We start from the raw sequence: 18,947 nt of genomic DNA, 5'->3' as shown, positions 1-18,947 counted from the left end.
AAGGTCAAGGATGCCATCGTCGACAAGCTGCGCACGCCCAGTGGCGAACGTCCCAGCGTCGACAAGCTCAATCCGGACCTGCGCGTGCACCTGCGCCTGGATCGAGGTGAAGCCATTCTCTCGCTCGACCTGTCCGGGCACAGCCTGCACCAGCGTGGCTATCGCCTGCAGCAGGGCGCCGCGCCACTCAAGGAAAACCTTGCCGCTGCCATTCTGATTCGCGCTGGCTGGCCACGCATCGCTGCCGAAGGCGGCGCCCTGGCCGACCCGATGTGTGGTGTAGGCACCTTTCTGGTGGAGGCGGCGATGATCGCTGCCGACATCGCGCCCAACCTCAAGCGTACCCGCTGGGGTTTCAGCGCCTGGCTGGGCCACGTCCCGGCCATGTGGCGCAAGCTGCACGACGAGGCACTGGCTCGCGCCGAGGCTGGCTTGGCCAAGACCCCGGCCTGGATTCGTGGCTACGAAGCCGATCCGCGGTTGATCCAGCCGGCGCGCAACAACGTCGAGCGAGCTGGCCTCAGCGATTGGATCAAGGTCTATCAGGGCGAGGTGGCGACCTTCGAGCCCCGTCCGGATCAGAATCAGAAAGGCCTGGTCATCTGCAACCCGCCGTACGGCGAGCGCTTGGGTGACGAAGCCAGTCTGCTGTACCTGTATCAGAACCTGGGCGAGCGCCTGCGTCAGGCTTGCCTGAACTGGGAAGCGGCGGTGTTCACCGGTGCGCCGGACCTGGGCAAGCGCATGGGTATCCGCAGCCACAAGCAGTATTCGTTCTGGAACGGCGCCTTGCCCTGCAAGCTGCTATTGATCAAGGTAACGCCCGACCAGTTCGTCACCGGTGAGCGCCGCACCCCCGAGCAGCGCCAGGCGGCGCGCGAGCAGGCCGAACAGGTGGACACCACGCCACCGCTGGCCGATCCGTATGCACGGGTGAACAAGAACGGCAACCCAGTCAAGCCAGCACCGGCGCCTGCGCCGGTGGTCGAACAGGCGCGGCTGAGCGAAGGCGGGCAGATGTTCGCCAACCGCCTGCAGAAGAACCTCAAGACCTTGGGCAAATGGGCACGACGCGAGGGCATCGATTGCTATCGGGTGTATGACGCGGACATGCCCGAGTACGCCATGGCCATCGATCTGTACCACGACTGGGTGCATGTGCAGGAATACGCCGCGCCCAAGTCGATCGATCCGGAGAAGGCCTCGGCGCGCCTATACGACGCCCTGGCGGCCATTCCGCAGGCACTGAACATCGACAAGAGTCGGGTCATCATCAAGCGCCGCGAGCGCCAGAGCGGGACTCGCCAGTACGAGCGTCAGAGTGCCCAGGGCCAGTTCACCCAGGTGCAGGAAGGGGGTGTGCAATTGCTGGTCAACCTGACCGACTACCTGGACACCGGTCTGTTTCTCGACCACCGGCCGATGCGTCTGCGCATTCAGAAAGAAGCGGCCGGCAAGCGCTTCCTCAACCTGTTCTGCTACACCGCCACGGCCAGCGTCCACGCTGCCAAGGGCGGGGCGCGCAGCACCACCAGCGTCGACTTGTCCAAGACCTATCTGGATTGGGCGCGGCGCAATCTGTCCCTGAACGGTTTCTCGGACAAGAACCGCCTGGAGCAGGGCGACGTGATGGCCTGGCTACAGGCCAATCGGGAAGAGTACGACCTGATCTTCATCGACCCGCCGACCTTCTCCAACTCCAAGCGCATGGAAGGGGTGTTCGACGTACAGCGCGACCACGTCGAGCTGCTGGACCTGGCGGTTGCCCGGTTGGCCCCGGGGGGCGTGGTGTATTTCTCCAACAACTTCCGCAAGTTCCAGCTCGATGCAAATCTGGCGGAGCGCTATGCAGTCGAAGAAATCACCGCACAGACGGTGGATCAGGACTTTGCCCGCAACGGCAAGATTCACCGGGCCTGGAAGATCCAGGCGCGGTGACTCCCTGAGGAGATGCGGCGCTGCCTTCGCGGGCAGCGGGCTCAGCCGCCCGCCCCGCTCCCACACGTATTGGATGATTACTGGATGTTGGGCGAGGTAGACGCGGCCTTTGGCTGCGAGTACAGGTCCAGCAGCGCCTGATCCAGAACCGATGAGGCGCCCCATGGGCGCGGATCGTTGAGGATGGCGACCACCGCCCAGGTGTTGCCGTTGCTGTCGCGGCTGTAGCCGGCGATGGCGCGTACGGTGTTGAGGGTGCCGGTCTTGATGTGGCCTTCACCTTGCAGCGCCGTACGCTTCAAGCGTTTGCGCATGGTGCCGTCCATGCCCACGATCGGCATCGACGCCATGAACTCGGCGGCGTAAGGGCTTTTCCAGGCAGCCTGCAGCAAGGTCGCCATCTCCCGCGCGCTGACTCGCTCGTCACGGGACAGCCCCGAGCCGTTCTCCATCACCAAATGCGACGCGGTGATGCCTTTTTTAGCCAGCCAACCACGAATCACGCGCTGCGCGGCCTTGGCGTCGTCGCCGTCGGCCTCGTTGCGATAGCGTTCGCCCAGGCTCAGGAACAGCTGCTTGGCCATGGTGTTGTTGCTGTACTTGTTGATGTCGCGAATGATTTCCACCAGATCCGGCGAAAAGGCCCGCGCCAGTACGCGCGCGGTCTTGGGTACGGTGCCGACACGGTCGCCGCCCTGGATGGTGCCGCCCAGTTCGTTCCAGATCGCGCGGACCGCGCCTGCGGCATAGCTCTGGTGGTCGAGCAGCGACAGGTAGGTCTGCGAGCTGCAGCCTTCTGCCAGCTGGCCGCTGACCACGACGGTCATGCCGTCGGCCTGGGTGATCGGGTTGTAGCGCACGTCGCCCGTGCACTTGGTTCCCGGCAGCGCTTTGACCTGGTTGTCGATGCGAATGGTAGCGATCGGTGGTTCGACCGACACCAGCACCTTGCCGGTGTCGTTGCGGGTGACGAAGCGCAAGGCCTTGAGGTTGACCAGCAGGGAGTCCGGGCGGACCAGGAACGGCGCGTTTTCATCGCCACCGTCATCGTTGAAGGCTGGCAACTGCGGCTGGATGAAATGACTGCGGTCCAGCACCAGGTCGCCGGTCACCTGACGCACGCCGTTGGCGCGCAGGTCACGCATGAGCAGCCAGAGTTTTTCCATGTTCAGCTTGGGATCGCCGCCACCCTTGAGGTAGAGGTTGCCGTTGAGCACACCGTTGCTCAGGGTGCCGTCGGTGAAGAATTCGGTCTTCCACTGATAGGTCGGGCCCAGCAGTTCGAGGGCTGCGTAGGTGGTGACCAGTTTCATGGTCGAGGCCGGATTCACTGATACGTCGGCGTTGAACACGGTCGGGCTGCCGGGGCCGTTGAGCGGCAGCATCACCAGAGACAGGGCGTCATTCTGCAGCTTGCTGGCCTTGATGGCCTGTTGAACCTTGGGCGGCAGTGTGGTGTTCAAGGGGGCAGCGCAGAGGGGAAGGGCCAGGGGCAGCATTAGGCCGGCGAGCAATAGTGGACGGAGAGATTTGATCATGTGCTTGAAAACCCTGCGGGCGAGGGGTGACGAAAACGAGGGCCATATAGGTAGATGAAGACCCCCACTACGGGTGAAACCGCCAGCATTATGCCCCAAGCGCTGCCCGCTTTGGCCAGCGGGCACCGGGATGGAGTGAATTTTTCCCATCAAAGCGACCGATCGATCTTAATGTTAGCAAGCTAACCATTGCCTTGACATTGTCTGCCTAAGCAGTAACATTATGTTTCGACGACGTATGAATCATGTACAAATCGTATCCATGCACACGCGCAGACATGCATTCGGCTAACAGGTGGACAGCTTCCGGCCCATGAATCACTACACCCCCGAGAACTTCCATACCTGCAACCTGGGCCTGCTGCTGGGCCGCGGATCGGCGTTGAAGGATCGTTTGCTGGACACGCATCTGGTGCCCTACGGCGTGACCGCAGCGCAATTCAAGGTGCTGATCATCAACGCCCGTTTCGGCATCGACACGCCGGCGGAGATGTCGCGCTACCTGTCGCTGGACAGCGGTTCGATGACGCGCATGCTCGACCGGCTGGAACACAAGCAATTGATCCGGCGCCAGCGCAGCGCCGCCGACCGACGCCAGGTACAGCTGGTGCTGACCGATGAAGGCCAGGCACTGGCAGCGCGCCTGCCGGTCATTGGCGCCAACGCCATGAACGAGCTGGTGGGCATGCTCGATCGTGAAGAGATCGTCGAGCTGGAACGGATTCTCAAGAAGCTGTTGCAAGCTTCCGGGGATCCGCTGCTGGCGCTGGGTGCTGCCGCCGGCTGAATACTTCGACGTCAGCGCCCCGACCGATCTGCTCGACGCAACACCGACCGAACCCTTTCAGGTGAACTGCCATGGCCACTGCTACTGATTCCAATGCTTCCCAGCAACCGCCCGCAGCGCCGGCGGCCGACGACAAGGCCCCGGCCAATCGACGCAAGCGCAAACTCTGGTTGTTCATCCTGCTGGCCCTGGTGGTGCTGGGCGGTCTGGGCGTCTGGGCCTGGTACACCCTGTACGGGCGCTGGAACGAGAGCACCGACGATGCCTACGTGAACGGCAACGTGGTGGAAATCACGCCGTTGACCACGGGCACGGTGATCAGCATCGGTGCCGACGATGGCGATCTCGTCCACGAAGGCCAGCCCCTGGTGCAGTTCGACCCGAACGATTCGCAGATCGATCTGCAGAATGCCCAGGCCAATCTGGCCAAGGCGGTACGCCAGGTGCGCGGCCTGTACAGCAACGTCGACGGCATGAAGGCCCAGGTGGCTGCGCGCAAGGCGGAAGTGCAGCGCGCCCAGGACAACTATGGCCGACGCAAGAACCTGGCGTCCGACGGGGCGATCTCCCAGGAAGAACTGTCCCACGCCCACGACGATCTGATTTCGGCGCAGAGCGCCCTGAGCAATACCCAGCAGCAACTGGCGACCTCGACCGCGCTGGTCGATGCGACCCAGGTGTCCAACCACCCCGATGTGCGGGCGGCGGCTGCGCAGTTGCGTCAGGCCTACCTGGCCCATGCTCGTACTACCCTGATCGCCCCGGTGACCGGCTATGTCGCCAAGCGCACCGTGCAACTGGGCCAGCGTATCGAGCCGGGAACGCCGACCATGGCGGTGATTCCGCTGAACCAGTTGTGGATCGACGCCAACTTCAAGGAAACCCAGCTGCGCCACATGCGCATCGGCCAGCCGGTGGACATCACCAGCGATCTGTATGGCGACGAGGTGAAGTACAGCGGCACCATCGACAGCCTCGGTGCGGGCACCGGCAGTGCCTTCGCCTTGCTGCCGGCGCAGAACGCCACGGGCAACTGGATCAAGATCGTCCAGCGAGTGCCGGTGCGGGTGCACATCAATCCGCAACAGTTGAGCGAGCATCCGCTGCGCATCGGCCTGTCGACGGTGGTGGATGTCGACCTGCACGACCAGAGCGGGCCGGTATTGGCGCAGCAACCGCCGCAGCAGGCGTCCTTCACCACCAACGTCTACGACAAGCAGTTGGGTGAAGCGGATGCCATGATCGCCCAGTTGATCCACGACAACAGCGCAGCGTCCGGCACCACGGCCACCCGCTGATCTACCCGGGCCGGCCCGTCACGGGTCGGCGCGGTCTCGCATTGCAAAGGGTGGATCATGGATTCCAAAGCCTCGTTCACGCCGCCAAGCCTGTTGCTCTGCACCATCGGCCTGTCGCTGGCGACCTTCATGCAGGTGCTCGACACCACCATTGCCAACGTCGCCCTGCCGACCATTTCCGGCAATTTGGGCGTCAGTTCCGAGCAGGGTACCTGGGTCATCACCTCGTTCGCGGTGAGCAACGCCATCGCCTTGCCGCTGACCGGCTGGCTGAGCCGGCGCTTCGGCGAAGTGAAGCTGTTTCTGTGGGCCACGATGCTGTTCGTGCTGGCCTCGTTCCTGTGCGGTATTTCCACCTCGATGCCCGAGCTGGTCGGTTTCCGGGTTGTTCAGGGGCTGGTCGCCGGGCCATTGTATCCAATGACACAGACCCTGTTGATTGCCGTGTATCCGCCGGCCAAGCGCGGCATGGCGCTGGCGCTGCTGGCCATGGTCACGGTGGTGGCGCCGATTGCCGGGCCGATCCTGGGCGGTTGGATCACCGACAGTTACAGCTGGCCGTGGATCTTCTTCATCAACATCCCCATCGGCCTGTTCGCCTGTGCGGTGGTGCGCCAGCAGATGGCCAAACGGCCTGTGCACCTGAGCCGGCAGCCCATGGACTACGTCGGGCTGATCACCTTGATCATCGGCGTCGGTGCCTTGCAGGTGGTGCTGGATAAGGGCAATGACCTGGACTGGTTCGAGTCGAGTTTCATCGTGATCGGTTCGGTCATCTCGGCGGTGGCCCTGACGGCGTTCGTCATCTGGGAGCTGACCGACGAGCATCCGGTGGTGAACCTGCGGCTGTTCGCGTTCCGCAACTTTCGCATCGGTACCCTGGTGCTGGTTTTCGGCTACGCCGGATTCTTCGGCATCAACCTGATCCTGCCGCAGTGGCTGCAGACCCAGATGGGCTACACCGCGACCTGGGCGGGCCTGGCCGTGGCACCGATCGGCATCCTGCCGGTGTTGATGTCGCCCTTCGTGGGCAAGTACGCACACAAGTTCGACTTGCGCCTGCTCGCGGGCCTGGCGTTCGTGGCCATCGGCACCAGTTGCTTCATGCGCGCCGGGTTCAACAGCCAGGTGGATTTCCAGCACGTGGCCCTGGTGCAGATGTTCATGGGGGCAGGGGTGGCGCTGTTCTTCATGCCCACCTTGAGCATTCTGCTGTCGGACCTGCCACCGCAGCAGATCGCCGACGGGTCGGGCCTGGCGACCTTTCTGCGCACCCTGGGCGGCAGCTTCGCCGCCTCGCTGACGACCTGGATCTGGATACGCCGGGCCGATCAGCACCATGCCTACCTGACCGAGAGCATCAGCACCTACGATCCGATTACCCGCCATGCACTGGAACAGATGGGCGGCAGTACACCCCAGGCGTATGCACGGATGGAGCAGATGGTGAACAGCCAGGCCTACATGCTGAGCACGGTCGATTATTTCACCCTGATGGGGTGGATCTTCGCCGGGCTGGTGCTGCTGGTGTGGCTGGCCAAGCCGCCGTTCACCGCGAAGGCGGGACCGGCGGCCGGTGGCGGGCACTGAGATTGGGCCTCCCGCAGGTGGCGCGGTATCTGTAGGAGCGGCCAGTGGCCGCGAACAGGGCGGCGCGGTGCGTTAGGCAGGCTGCGCGGTGAAATCGAACGGCGCCAGGTCGAAACCGTGCTCATCCACCTGCAGCACCCAGCCTTGTGCATCCCAGTCCCCCAGCACGATACGCCGCGCCGGTAGATCACCGATCTGCACCGCGTGCACCGCCGGGCGGTGGGTGTGTCCATGAATCAGGGTGGATACGCCGTGCTGGCGCATCACCCGTGGCACCTCTTCAGGCGTCACATCGACGATGTCGCTGGCCTTCATTCGCGTCTGTGCCCGGCTTTCACTGCGCAGCTTGCGGGCAAGCTTGTGACGGGTGCTCAACGGCAGGTTCCGCAGGACGAACAGCGTCAGCGGGTTGCGCAGTACGCGACGCAGGCGCATGTAGCCTTGGTCGAGGGTGCACAGGCTGTCACCGTGCATCAACAGCACCGGTTCGCCATTGAGGCGTACCACGCTCGGATCGGCCAGCAGGGTGCAGCCGGCTTTTTTGCAGAACGTGGAACCGATCAGGAAATCACGGTTGCCGTGCATCAGGAAGATCTTCGTGCCACCGTCGCTGAGCGCACGCAGCGCTGCGCAGATGGACGATTGAAAAGGGGTCATGGCGTCGTCGCCGATCCAGGCTTCGAAGAAGTCGCCCAGGATGTACAGCGCCTCGGCCGAGCGCGCGCGCCCGCCGAGGAAATCCAGAAACGCCCGGGTGATGTCCGGGCGTTCTTCCTGCAGGTGCAGATCGGAGATCAGCAGTATCACTCAACGATCTCGGCTTTCTCGATGATCACGTCTTCGGCCGGCACGTCCTGGTGACCTGCCTTGGAGGTGGTAGAGACGCCTTTGATCTTGTCGACCACGTCCTGGCCTTCGATCACTTCACCGAACACGGCGTAGCCCCAGCCCTGGGTGGTTTTCGAGGTGTGGTTGAGGAAGCTGTTGTCGCCCACGTTGATGAAGAACTGCGCCGACGCCGAATGCGGCTCCATGGTGCGCGCCATGGCCACCGAGTACTTCTTGTTCGGCAGGCCGTTGTCGGCTTCGTTCTGGATGCTCGGACGCTTGTCCTTCTTCTCTTTCATGCCTGGCTCGAAACCGCCGCCCTGGATCATGAAGTTACCGATCACGCGGTGGAACACGGTGTTCTCGTAGTGACCGGCTTTGACGTACTCGATGAAGTTGGCCACGGTCAGCGGGGCTTTCTCGGCGTTCAGTTGCAGCACGATGTAGCCGTGGTTGGTGGTCAGTTTGACGTTGGACATGGGGCTCTCTCTGTCTATGAAGCATGTTCTGTGGGAACGCTCTGTCGAGCATCCGATAACGACGGCGCCCAGTTTACAGGCGCCGATAGCCATTCAAAGGCTGTTTTTTTCCATGCTGCAGGATTTACCCGATAGTTTGTCGGGGCTGGCCTGTCAGCCGGTTGACCGCTTCGGCTATGATAAGCGCTTTGATTTGGTCGGCCTACCCTGGCTGCCGCCGCATCGTTCGTTCAAGGATTCCAATGAGCAAGCCCACCGCCGACAACGCTCCCACCTCCAAAGGCAATGGCCCTGCCGTGCCTACCAACTTCCTGCGCCCGATCATCCAGGCCGACCTGGACGCCGGCAAGCACAGCCAGATCGTCACCCGTTTCCCGCCCGAGCCCAACGGCTATCTGCACATCGGCCACGCCAAGTCGATCTGCGTCAACTTCGGCCTGGCCCAGGAATTCGGCGGTGTCTGCAACCTGCGTTTCGACGACACCAACCCGGCCAAGGAAGACCAGGAATACATCGACGCCATCAAGCGCGACATCAAGTGGCTGGGCTTCGAGTGGGCCGGTGAAGAGCGTTACGCTTCGCAATACTTCGACCAGTTGCACGATTGGGCCGTCGAGCTGATCAAGCAGGGCGATGCGTACGTCTGCGACCTGACCCCGGAGCAGGCCCGCGAATACCGTGGCAACCTCACCGAGCCAGGCCGCAACAGCCCGTTCCGCGAGCGCAGCGTCGAGGAAAACCTGGACCTGTTCGCACGCATGAAGGCCGGTGAGTTCAAGGACGGCGAGCGGGTGCTGCGCGCCCGGATCGACATGGCCTCGCCGAACATGAACCTGCGCGACCCGATCCTCTATCGCATCCGCCACGCCCACCACCACCAGACCGGCGATGCGTGGTGCATTTATCCCAACTACGACTTCACCCACGGTCAGTCCGATGCCATCGAAGGCATCACGCACTCGATCTGCACCCTGGAGTTCGAAGGCCATCGGCCGCTGTACGAGTGGTTCCTGGACCACCTGTCGGTGCCGGCGCACCCGCGCCAGTACGAGTTCAGCCGCCTGAACCTCAACTACACCATCACCTCCAAGCGCAAGCTCAAGCAACTGGTCGACGAGCAGCACGTGCACGGCTGGGACGATCCGCGCATGTCGACGCTTTCCGGTTTCCGCCGTCGCGGCTACACCCCGGCGTCGATCCGCAACTTCTGCGACATGATCGGCACCAACCGTTCCGACGGTGTGGTCGACATGTCGATGCTCGAATTCAGCATCCGTGACGACCTCGACCGCACGGCACCGCGCGCCATGTGCGTACTGCGTCCGCTCAAGGTGGTGATCACCAACTACCCGGAAGGCCAGGTCGAGCACCTCGAACTGCCGCGCCATCCGAAGGAAGACATGGGCGTGCGCGCCTTGCCCTTCGAGCGCGAGCTGTACATTGATCGCGACGACTTCATGGAAGCGCCGCCCAAGGGCTACAAGCGCCTGGAACCCAACGGTGAAGTGCGTCTGCGCGGCAGCTACGTGATCCGTGCCGACGAAGCGATCAAGGACGCCGACGGCAACATCGTCGAGCTGCGTTGCTCGTACGACCCGGACACCCTGGGCAAGAACCCTGAAGGGCGCAAGGTCAAGGGCGTGATCCACTGGGTGCCGGCCGCCGCCAGCGTCGAGTGCGAAGTGCGCCTGTACGATCGCCTGTTCCGTTCGGCCAACCCGGAGAAGGCCGAAGACGGCGCCACGTTCCTCGACAACATCAACCCCGACTCCCTGCAGGTACTGCGTGGCTGTCGCGCCGAGCCGTCGCTGGCCAACGCCGCGCCGGAAGATCGTTTCCAGTTCGAACGCGAAGGCTATTTCTGCGCCGACCTGGCCGACACGCAACCCGGTCGTCCGGTGTTCAACCGTACCGTCACCCTGCGTGACTCGTGGGGCTGAGCCTCGCCAGGCCAAGTTGAGGAATCGTTGTGCTGAACATCTACAACACGCTGAGCAAGAGCAAAGAGGTTTTCACGCCGCTGGACGGCAACAAGGTGCGCATGTACGTGTGCGGCATGACCGTGTACGACTACTGCCATCTGGGCCACGGGCGCAGCATGGTCGCCTTCGACCTGGTCACGCGCTGGCTGCGCTACAGCGGCTATGAGCTGACCTATGTGCGCAACATCACCGACATTGACGACAAGATCATCAACCGTGCGCGGGACAACGGCGAGAGCTTCGATGCCCTGACCGCGCGCATGATCGACGCGATGCATGAGGACGAAGCGCGCCTGAACATCCTCAAGCCGGACCAGGAGCCGCGTGCCACCGACCACATCCCGGGCATGCTGGCGATGATCCAGACCTTGATCGACAAGGGCTACGCCTACGCACCGGGCAACGGCGACGTGTACTACCGGGTCGGCAAGTTCCAGGGCTACGGCAAGCTGTCGCGCAAGAAGATCGAAGACCTGCGCATCGGTGCGCGCATCGAGGTGGAAGAGGCCAAGCAGGATCCGCTCGATTTCGTCCTGTGGAAGGGCGTCAAGCCTGGCGAGCCGAGCTGGGAATCACCCTGGGGTCCTGGCCGTCCGGGCTGGCACATCGAGTGCTCGGTGATGTCGACCTGCTGCCTGGGCGACACCTTCGACATCCACGGCGGTGGCAACGATCTGGAATTCCCGCACCACGAGAACGAGATCGCCCAGAGCGAGGCGGCCACCGGCAAGCCTTACGCCAACGCCTGGCTGCATTGCGGGATGATCCGTATCAATGGCGAGAAGATGTCCAAGTCGTTGAACAACTTCTTCACCATCCGCGATGTGCTGGAGAAGTATCAGCCCGAGGTGGTGCGCTACCTGCTGGTCTCAAGCCACTACCGCAGTTCGATCAACTACTCCGAAGACAGCCTCAAAGAGGCCAAGGGCGCGCTGGAGCGTTTCTACCATGCGCTCAAGGGCTTGCCCAAGGTGGCGGCGGCGGGTGGCGAGGCATTCGTCGAACGCTTTGCCAATGCCATGAACGATGATTTCGGCACGCCGGAAGCCTGTGCGGTGTTGTTCGATCTGGTGCGCGAGATCAACCGGTTGCGCGACAGCGATGTCGACGCTGCCGCGGGTTTGGCCGGCCGCCTGCGCGAATTGGGTGGATTGCTCGGCGTATTGCAGCTGGACTCCGACGAATTCCTGCAAGCCGGCGCAGCCGGTCGCGTCGATGCGGCCCAGGTGGACACCCTCATCGCCGCACGCCTGGCGGCCCGCGCCGACAAGGACTGGGCCGAATCGGACCGCATCCGCGACGAGTTGACGGCCATGGGGGTGGTGCTTGAAGACAGCAAAGGTGTCACGACCTGGCGGTTGGCGGACTGACCAGGTTCACGGCTGGCCTGTCGCCAGCCACTGAGCCATAGCGCTATCTGCGGTCAGTGGATGTGCTGGATACGATCCACAGCGGTGAGTCCTGGACACTATTGGGAAGTGTCTTTTTGCCTGTTTCGGCGATCCTGAGAGAGTTGATTCGAGGTGTATCAATCGGATTGACGAACCTTGGACGGCACGGTGTAATTGATCCAACAAATGCTTGCCAGCTGTTTTGTATTCAGCCTTAGTGCCACAGGTAACCGGAGGGTCGAGCATCTGCCAGACCCTCGACCCGAAAGGGATATTTCATGCAAACCCCACCCAAATTCGAACCCGTCGAACTCGAGCAGATCCATGCCAATATTGGCAAGCTGATGGCCGAGACCGCCAAGCTCAACGCCGAAGCCGGAAAGCTTGCGAGGGAGCGAACGCTGTACCCCATGATGGTCCTTGCAGGATTCATTGGTGCCATTGGCGCTACGACAGGCGCAGCTTTGACGATCCTGTTGAAGTTTTGAATGCAGAAAGCCCCGTATCAGCGGGGCTTTTCTGTTTCAGGAATTTGAACGAGTGTCACGACGGTAGCCATCAATGCACCACTGTCACCGGGTAGCGCGCAACGTCGGCCACCTACCTAGCGCTCGATCGAGCGGCTCCAGCGGGCGTTCCAGGCGGGGCGGAGCTGGTTGACCTGGTCCCAGTCGATGGCCACTGCCGTCTCCAGGTACTTCTCCATCGCCTGCACCTGACCACGGGTCTTTTCAGTGGTCGGCGTGTTGGGGTTGGACGGTATCTGGTCGCCTTCTTCCAGCGCCGGTGCTTGCGCCTCGGGGCTCAGCAGATAGGCCGCCAGCTTCTGCGCAAGCTCGGGCTGATCGTTCTTGGCGATCACGCATTCGGCGACGTTGAGCACCACCGCACCTTCCTTGGGTTGCGCGTATTCGACCGGAACACCGCGCAGCTTCAGGGCCGTCACCTGGGTCGGCGTCAGCGGGAACAGCGCCGCTTCGTCGGTCTGGACCATCTCGGAAATCTTCGCGGAGCTGGCGATGTACTCCAGCACATTGGGGCCCACCGTCTTCGGCCACGCCTTGAACCCCGGCTCGACGTCGGTTTCGCTGCCACCCTGCAGCCGGTTGAACATCAGGAAGCCGTGCAGCCCGAAGGTCGATGACGCCAGCGACTGGAACACCAGTTTTTCCTTGAAGCGGCTGTCGGCCATGTCCATCCACGAAGTCGGCGCCGCCCAGCCATTCTTCTTGAACAGGCGCGTGTTGTAGGCCAGCCCGGTCACGCCCAGGCTTACTGCGGCCGCTTGATCCTTGATCCGGGCCTTGGCCGGTATCGCCGCCAGGCCATCGCTGTCCTGCAAGGTGTCGCACAGGCCCATGGAAATGGCGCGGTACATGATGCCGTCATCGAGGAACATCACGTGGATCTGCGGATTGTCCTTGCTCGCCTGAACCTTGGCGAGAATGTCCGAAGAGGTGCCCGGCACGATGACCACCTTCACATCGTTGGCCTGCTCGAACGCTGGCAGCACCTTGTCGGCGTATAAGCGTTCCATGGTGCCGCCGTTCATGCCCAGGTAGAGCGTGGGCCCGGCCTGAGCGCCGGTGGCGGCCAGCAGGGCAGCGAGGGAGAGTGCGTGAACCGTACGTTTGACTGGCTTCATGAAAGCGACCTTCCTTTATGCAGTTCAAGGGGAGAAAAGCGTTGGATGGAAAACGCGTCGATCGGCGCCCGGCTGCGGCCTTCGACGACCAGTTGCGACAGGGCTTCACCGACGGCGGGGCCGATCTGGAAACCGGCCCCGGCAAAGCCGAAGGCGTGGATCAGGCCCGGTTGTACCTGGCTGTGTCCGATCACGGGCTCGCGATCGGGCAGATAACCTTCGGTCCCGCTCCAGGTGCGGATTGCCTGTGCACCGTGCAGGAACGGATACAACTCGACGGCGTTGCGCAGGATATCCAAGGTCGCCAGCTGGCCGGGCCGTGCCCGCAACGGGTCCAGCGCAAAACCCTGCCCACCGCCGAGCACGCAGTTACCCCGCGCTACCTGGCGAGCGTAGATACCGCCGCCCTCGACACCGGTACTGACGTCCATCACCACGGGCAGCGGTTCGGTCACCAGCATGGCCGGGTGCCCGCTGGTCATGGGTACGTGCTCGCCGAATTGCTCGGCAATGTGATTGGCCCAGGCCCCGGCACAGTTGAGCAGCCAGGGCGCGCGCAGCCGTTCGCCATTGCTGCAGGACACCACGAACACCTGGCCGTCATGGTCGAAGGCCAGCGGTTGGACCTGTTCCACGATCCGCGCGCCGGCGCGCCGGGCAGCGGCTGCGAAAGCCGGCGACACCAGACGCGGGTTGGCATGCCCATCACCGCTGCACAGCGACGCGCCGACCGCCACGTCGCCGACCCAGGCAAACCGCTGGCGCAACTGACCATGGTCAAGCAACTCAACACCTAGGTCGAAATCGGCGGCAGCGTCGGCCCAGGCATGCAGCTTGGCCATGTCGGTGTCGCTGCGGGCCAGCTTCAGATGGCCCGAACGGACATACTCGCCATCGATACCGATCAAGCCGGGCAGGTCGCTCCACAGTTCATGGGCACGCTGGGACAGGGGCAGTTGCACCAGCGAGCGGCCCTGACGGCGTACGCCGCCGTAGTTCACGCCACTTGAGCGCGATCCACAGAAATCACGCTCCAGCAGCACCACGCGCTGACCGCGCAACGCCAGCATCAGGGCCGCCGAAGCACCGACGATCCCGCCGCCGATGATGATCACATCGGTTTCAGCGACGCGGCTCATGGCTGCACCTCGACACCGAAGGGGAGGGGTTTGATCGGCGCCTGGGCGCGAAGGCGACCGACTTGCTGTGGTGAGCACGCGGCCGCCTGGGCGATGATTTCCACCGCTGCGCTGCCGCACATGCGGCCCTGACACCGGCCCATGCCGACCCGGCAATGGGCCTTGACCCGGTTGATATCGGTGTGGCCTTGGGCAACCACCTGGCGAATCTCGCCAACACTGATTTCCTCGCATCGGCACAGCATCAAGTCGTCAGGGGCCAGGCTGGCCCACTGCTCGGGGAACGGGAATGCGGCTTCCAGGCCGACGCGAAACCCCTGGATGCGCGCCAGCTGTCGCTCGAGCTGTGGGCCACGTTCGCTGTCGATGGTGATGCCCATGTCTTCGAGCAGGGCCAGTGCTGCGCGCTCGCCGGCCATTTCCGCCGCATCGGCGCCCATGATCCCGGCACCGTCGCCGGCCAGGTACACGCCCGGCACGCTGCTGCGCCCGGCTCGATCGCGGCTCGGCAACCAGGCGCGATTGAGCGGGCTCCAAGTGAATTGGCAGCCGAGCAGGTCGGCCAGTTGCGTTTCGCTGCGCAAAGCATGGGCGAAGGCCAGTCCATCGCAGGCCAGGCTGTGCTGGCTGCCAGCACGTTGCCAGGTGACAGCTTCGACTTTTTGCTCGCCGACGACCTCGACCAGGGTCGCGCCCTGATGCACGGCAATCCCATGGGCAGTCAGCCAGGCCCGGTAGTACAGGCCCTTGGCCAGGGTTGCAGGCTGAAGCAACAGACGGGGCAGGGCAGCGACCTGGGCACCGAAGGGCGAGCTGTCCAGCACGGCCAGCACCCGTGCGCCGGCCTTGGCGTACTGGTAGGCCACCAGGTACAGCAACGGCCCGCTGCCCGCGAAGACCACCCGTTCGCCGATGGCGCAACCCTGGGCCTTGAGCGCGATCTGCGCGGCGCCGAGGCTGTACACGCCGGGCAAGGTCCAGCCTGGTACTGGCAGGATGCGGTCGGTGGCGCCGGTGGCAATCAATAGGTGGTCGTACTGGATAGTGCCGACCCGCTGCTGACTGAGCGTGTGCAGGTGGCCATCCTCGGCGTTCCACACCAGCGTCTCGGGCCGGTAGTCGATCTGCCCATGCAGCGCGTCCAGCGCCTGATGCACCGCCCCCGCCTTGCGCGCTTCGAAGCCATAAAGTTGACTGGCCGGGCGCTGGAAATTACCCGGCGCACGCCGGTAGACCTGGCCGCCACCCTGCAGCGCTTCGTCTACCAAGCACGGCCGCAGGCCATGGGCGGCCAGGGTCTGCGCCGCGCGAATGCCAGCCGGTCCGGCGCCCACGATCACCACCGCGCTCACGAGCGCCGCCCCAGGTCGCGGTCGACCTGCATGCCCGCTTCCAAGGGCGTGGCGCAGGCACGTACGCGACGACCGTCGCCCAATCGAACCCAACAGTCCTGACAGGCACCCATCAGGCAAAAACCGGCGCGGGCCTGGGCACTGAAGTCGCTACCACGCACATGGTCGGCGCAGGTCAGCACGGCGGTGAGCAGGGTATCCCCCGCCAGGCCGCTCACGGCCTGTCCGTCGAGGGTGAACGGCACCGAAGGCCGATCGAGTTCGGTCAGACGCTTGAACAAGGCCATCAGTTTTTCCCCACCAGTACGCGGTCCAGCCCATACACCCGGTCGAGCAGAATCATGGTCGCGGCGGTCAAGGCGATCACCAGCGCCGACACCGCTGCCATCATCGGGTCGATGGATTCCGTGGCGTATACGTACATGCGCACCGGCAAGGTCTGGGTCGCGGGGGAGGTGACGAAGATCGACAGAGTCACCTCGTCGAAGCTGTTGATGAACGCCAGCAACCAGCCTCCGGCGACCCCCGGCAGTATCATCGGCAAGGTGATCTGGCGAAACAGGGTGAACCGACTTGCGCCCAGCGACTCCGCCGCCTGTTCCGCGCTGCGATCGATACCGATGGCGGCGGCGATCACCAGGCGCAGCACATAGGGTGTGATCACCACCACGTGAGCCAGCATCAGCCAGACGAAACTGCCATTGACGCCCATCAGCGCGAACAGGCGCAGCATGGCCACACCCAGCACCAGGTGCGGAATGATGATCGGCGACAGAAACAGCGCATTAAGAAAGTTGCGTCCCGGAAAGTGATAACGGGTGATCGCCAGCGCCGCCGGTACGGCGATCAAGGTCGCCAGGGTCGCGGCCACCACCGCCAGGATCAGGCTGTTATAGAACGCGTCGATGAAGTCGGCGCGCTCGAACACCGCGCGAAACCAGCGCAGGGAAAAGCCGGAGGTGGGCAGGGTGAGGGTGTTCTCCGGGGTGAACGCCACCAGGCACACCACCACCAGCGGAGCCAGCATGAACACCACCACCAAGGCATGAAACGACAGGGCCAACGGACCGTTCTTGGACATCGATCATTCCCCCAGGGCTTTCTTGTAGCGACCTTCGACCAGGCGGTTCCAGGACAGCATGATCAGCAGGTTGGCCAGCAACAGCGCCACGGCAATGGTCGCGCCCATGGGCCAGTTGAGTTCCGAGAGGTACTGGTCGTAGACCACCGTGGCGACCATCTTCAAGCGCCGACCACCCAGCAGGCCGGGGATGGCGAACGAGCTGGCCGCCAGGCCGAAGACGATCAGCGTGCCCGACAGCATCCCGGGCATGATCTGTGGCAAAACCACCATGCGCATCACCTTCGCCTGGCTTGCGCCCAGCGACTGCGCAGCCTGCTCGGCGGCCGGATCGAGCTTCTGCAGCGAGGTCCAGACCGGGATGATCATGAAGGGCAGCATGACGTGGACCAGTGCCAGAATCACCGCGAACGGTGTGTAGAGCATTTTCAGCGGGCGTCCGCCCAACGCGGCGATGGCCTGGTTGATCAGCCCGTCGGCACCCAGCAGCAGGCTCCAGCCGAAGGCGCGCACCACCACTGAAATCAGCAGCGGCGTGAGGATCAGGATCAGGAAGATCGAGCGCCACGGGGTACCCATGCGGCTGAGAATGTAAGCCTCCGGTACACCGATCACCACGCACAGCAGGGTCACCAGCGCACTGATCCAGAAGGTCCGCCAGAAGATTTCATAGAAGTAGCTGTCGCTGAGCAGGCTGGCGTAGTTGGCCAGCGTATAGCTGTCGCTCTTGACCCCCACCTCGTAGTCGAACAGGTTGAAGGACAGCACCAGCGTCAGGCCCAGCGGCACGATCAGCAGGGCGACGAACAGCGCCAACGCCGGCGCCGACAGCAGGTATCCGCGGCTCATGCGCAGACCTCGTGATCCAGGACGCGAAGCAGTTCGTGCGGCCAGTCGAGGCCGACAGTGATGCCGGTTGCCAGCGGTGCACTGCCATCGTTGCGGCGTACCACGGTGATCTCGCCCAGGGCGGTGTCCAGGCGGTACAACCATTGGCTGCCCAGAAAGTAGCGGGTGACGATACGTCCTTGAATACGGCCTTCACCGGCGTTGCAGATGTCGATCTTCTCTGGGCGCAGGCTCAACATCAGTTCGCCATCCCCGGCCTGAGCCAGCGCCTGTGGCTGGCCCAGCGCATCGTATTCGCCGGGCAGCAGGTTGGCCTTGCCGACGAAGCCGGAGATGAACGGCGTGCGCGGGTGCTCGTACAGTTTGTAGGGTTCATCGATCTGAGTGACCTGGCCCGCTTGCATCACCACCACCCGGTCACTGATGGACAGGGCTTCGGCCTGGTCATGGGTCACCATCAGGGTGGTGATGCCGACTTCGCACTGGATGCGGCGAATCTCGAACTGCATCTCCTCGCGCAGGCTGGCGTCGAGGTTGGACAACGGCTCGTCGAGCAGCAGCACTGGCGGCTGGATCACCAGGGCACGGGCCAGGGCCACGCGCTGGCGCTGGCCTCCCGAAAGCTCCCGCGGATAGCGCTCGGCATGCGCGGTCAGGCGCACCAGCGCCAGCACCTGGTCGACGCGGGTGCGAATGTCGCTGTTGCTCACCTTGCGCATCTTCAGACCGAACGCGACGTTGTCGCGCACGCTCATGTGCGGAAACAGCGCGTAGCTCTGGAACACCACGCCCAGGCCGCGGCTGCTGGGTTTGGCGTGGGTGATGTCGCGGCCATCGAGCACGATCCGGCCGCTGGTCACGTCGACGAAACCGGCAATCATCTGCAGCGTGGTGGTCTTGCCGCAGCCCGAAGGGCCGAGCAGCGAAACGAATTCGCCCTGGCTGACGCTCAGGTCGGTCGCCACCACGGCCTGTACGGATCCGTAGCGTTTGCACAGTGCTTGAAGTTCGAGAAAGGCCATGGCTGCGTTCTACCTGTCATTGTCGGCC

General features: G+C 63.6%; 17 protein-coding genes. 7 read left to right on the top strand and 10 right to left on the bottom strand.

From position 1 onward, the window contains the following. The coding region (rlmKL, locus tag B2V21_RS04450; protein ID WP_286916133.1) for a bifunctional 23S rRNA (guanine(2069)-N(7))-methyltransferase RlmK/23S rRNA (guanine(2445)-N(2))-methyltransferase RlmL at positions 1 to 1,938 on the top strand (1,938 nt) is incomplete at its 5' end. Positions 1,939 to 2,015: 77 nt separating this feature from the next. Here the strand turns inward: rlmKL and dacB are convergent. After that, on the bottom strand, positions 2,016 to 3,476 hold the full coding sequence (gene dacB / locus B2V21_RS04445; protein WP_286916132.1) for a D-alanyl-D-alanine carboxypeptidase/D-alanyl-D-alanine endopeptidase: 1,461 nt from the start codon (positions 3,474 to 3,476) through the stop codon (positions 2,016 to 2,018). A gap of 313 nt (positions 3,477 to 3,789) precedes the next feature. On the opposite strand from dacB, the gene B2V21_RS04440 reads away from it, so the two are divergent. The 3 genes from B2V21_RS04440 to B2V21_RS04430 all read left to right on the top strand — a co-directional run bounded on the left by B2V21_RS04440 (position 3,790) and on the right by B2V21_RS04430 (position 7,151). Continuing rightward, complete coding sequence (locus B2V21_RS04440; protein WP_049858876.1) at positions 3,790 to 4,263, top strand: MarR family winged helix-turn-helix transcriptional regulator; 474 nt, start codon at positions 3,790 to 3,792, stop codon at positions 4,261 to 4,263. Positions 4,264 to 4,334: 71 nt separating this feature from the next. Further along, positions 4,335 to 5,561 carry an efflux RND transporter periplasmic adaptor subunit gene (locus B2V21_RS04435; RefSeq protein ID WP_049858875.1) on the top strand — a complete coding sequence of 409 codons (1,227 nt, stop codon included), beginning with the start codon at positions 4,335 to 4,337 and terminating at the stop codon, positions 5,559 to 5,561. A gap of 57 nt (positions 5,562 to 5,618) precedes the next feature. Beyond that, a complete protein-coding gene (locus tag B2V21_RS04430; RefSeq protein ID WP_049858874.1) occupies positions 5,619 to 7,151 on the top strand; it encodes a DHA2 family efflux MFS transporter permease subunit in 1,533 nt (510 codons plus the stop codon). A gap of 72 nt (positions 7,152 to 7,223) precedes the next feature. Here the strand turns inward: B2V21_RS04430 and lpxH are convergent, their stop codons facing one another. Together lpxH and B2V21_RS04420 are read right to left on the bottom strand one after the other, a co-directional pair. Next, entirely contained in the window at positions 7,224 to 7,958 is a 735-nt protein-coding gene (gene lpxH, locus B2V21_RS04425) for a UDP-2,3-diacylglucosamine diphosphatase (RefSeq protein WP_134723221.1), read from the bottom strand. Beyond that, the gene (locus B2V21_RS04420; RefSeq protein WP_286916130.1) at positions 7,955 to 8,458 is read right to left on the bottom strand and encodes a peptidylprolyl isomerase; all 504 of its coding nucleotides are present in this window, start codon (positions 8,456 to 8,458) and stop codon (positions 7,955 to 7,957) included. Before B2V21_RS04420 ends, lpxH begins: the two co-directional genes overlap by 4 nt. Before the next feature lie 242 nt (positions 8,459 to 8,700). On the opposite strand from B2V21_RS04420, the gene B2V21_RS04415 reads away from it, so the two are divergent. From B2V21_RS04415 to B2V21_RS04405, 3 genes are all read left to right on the top strand, one after another. Then, positions 8,701 to 10,398: a glutamine--tRNA ligase/YqeY domain fusion protein gene (locus tag B2V21_RS04415; RefSeq protein ID WP_049858871.1), complete on the top strand. Its 1,698-nt coding sequence runs from the start codon at positions 8,701 to 8,703 to the stop codon at positions 10,396 to 10,398. A gap of 29 nt (positions 10,399 to 10,427) precedes the next feature. Further along, positions 10,428 to 11,810 (top strand): cysteine--tRNA ligase, encoded by a 1,383-nt coding sequence (gene cysS, locus B2V21_RS04410; RefSeq protein ID WP_286916129.1) that lies wholly within the window; start codon positions 10,428 to 10,430, stop codon positions 11,808 to 11,810. 299 nt (positions 11,811 to 12,109) lie between these two features. After that, complete coding sequence (locus B2V21_RS04405; RefSeq protein WP_043185825.1) at positions 12,110 to 12,319, top strand: hypothetical protein; 210 nt, start codon at positions 12,110 to 12,112, stop codon at positions 12,317 to 12,319. A gap of 116 nt (positions 12,320 to 12,435) precedes the next feature. Here the strand turns inward: B2V21_RS04405 and B2V21_RS04400 are convergent, their stop codons facing one another. The 7 genes from B2V21_RS04400 to B2V21_RS04370 are packed head-to-tail and all read right to left on the bottom strand — an operon-like array spanning position 12,436 to position 18,919. Further along, positions 12,436 to 13,476: an ABC transporter substrate-binding protein gene (locus tag B2V21_RS04400; protein WP_090359300.1), complete on the bottom strand. Its 1,041-nt coding sequence runs from the start codon at positions 13,474 to 13,476 to the stop codon at positions 12,436 to 12,438. Next, complete coding sequence (locus tag B2V21_RS04395; protein ID WP_286916128.1) at positions 13,473 to 14,615, bottom strand: NAD(P)/FAD-dependent oxidoreductase; 1,143 nt, start codon at positions 14,613 to 14,615, stop codon at positions 13,473 to 13,475. The genes B2V21_RS04400 and B2V21_RS04395 overlap by 4 nt, the downstream gene beginning before the upstream one ends. Further along, positions 14,612 to 15,967 carry an NAD(P)/FAD-dependent oxidoreductase gene (locus B2V21_RS04390; protein ID WP_286916127.1) on the bottom strand — a complete coding sequence of 452 codons (1,356 nt, stop codon included), beginning with the start codon at positions 15,965 to 15,967 and terminating at the stop codon, positions 14,612 to 14,614. Before B2V21_RS04390 ends, B2V21_RS04395 begins: the two co-directional genes overlap by 4 nt. Further along, positions 15,964 to 16,254: a (2Fe-2S)-binding protein gene (locus B2V21_RS04385; protein ID WP_049858865.1), complete on the bottom strand. Its 291-nt coding sequence runs from the start codon at positions 16,252 to 16,254 to the stop codon at positions 15,964 to 15,966. Before B2V21_RS04385 ends, B2V21_RS04390 begins: the two co-directional genes overlap by 4 nt. After that, a complete protein-coding gene (locus B2V21_RS04380; RefSeq protein WP_056843590.1) occupies positions 16,254 to 17,048 on the bottom strand; it encodes an ABC transporter permease in 795 nt (264 codons plus the stop codon). Before B2V21_RS04380 ends, B2V21_RS04385 begins: the two co-directional genes overlap by 1 nt. A gap of 3 nt (positions 17,049 to 17,051) precedes the next feature. After that, positions 17,052 to 17,897 (bottom strand): ABC transporter permease, encoded by an 846-nt coding sequence (locus B2V21_RS04375; protein WP_286916126.1) that lies wholly within the window; start codon positions 17,895 to 17,897, stop codon positions 17,052 to 17,054. After that, entirely contained in the window at positions 17,894 to 18,919 is a 1,026-nt protein-coding gene (locus B2V21_RS04370; RefSeq protein ID WP_122743545.1) for an ABC transporter ATP-binding protein, read from the bottom strand. The genes B2V21_RS04375 and B2V21_RS04370 overlap by 4 nt, the downstream gene beginning before the upstream one ends. Between the last annotated feature and the right edge of the window lie 28 nt (positions 18,920 to 18,947).

The organism is Pseudomonas sp. UBA6276 (assembly GCF_002438365.1).
Taxonomy (GTDB): domain Bacteria; phylum Pseudomonadota; class Gammaproteobacteria; order Pseudomonadales; family Pseudomonadaceae; genus Aquipseudomonas; species Aquipseudomonas coleopterorum.
This window is presented reverse-complemented; position numbering and strand designations above follow the sequence as displayed.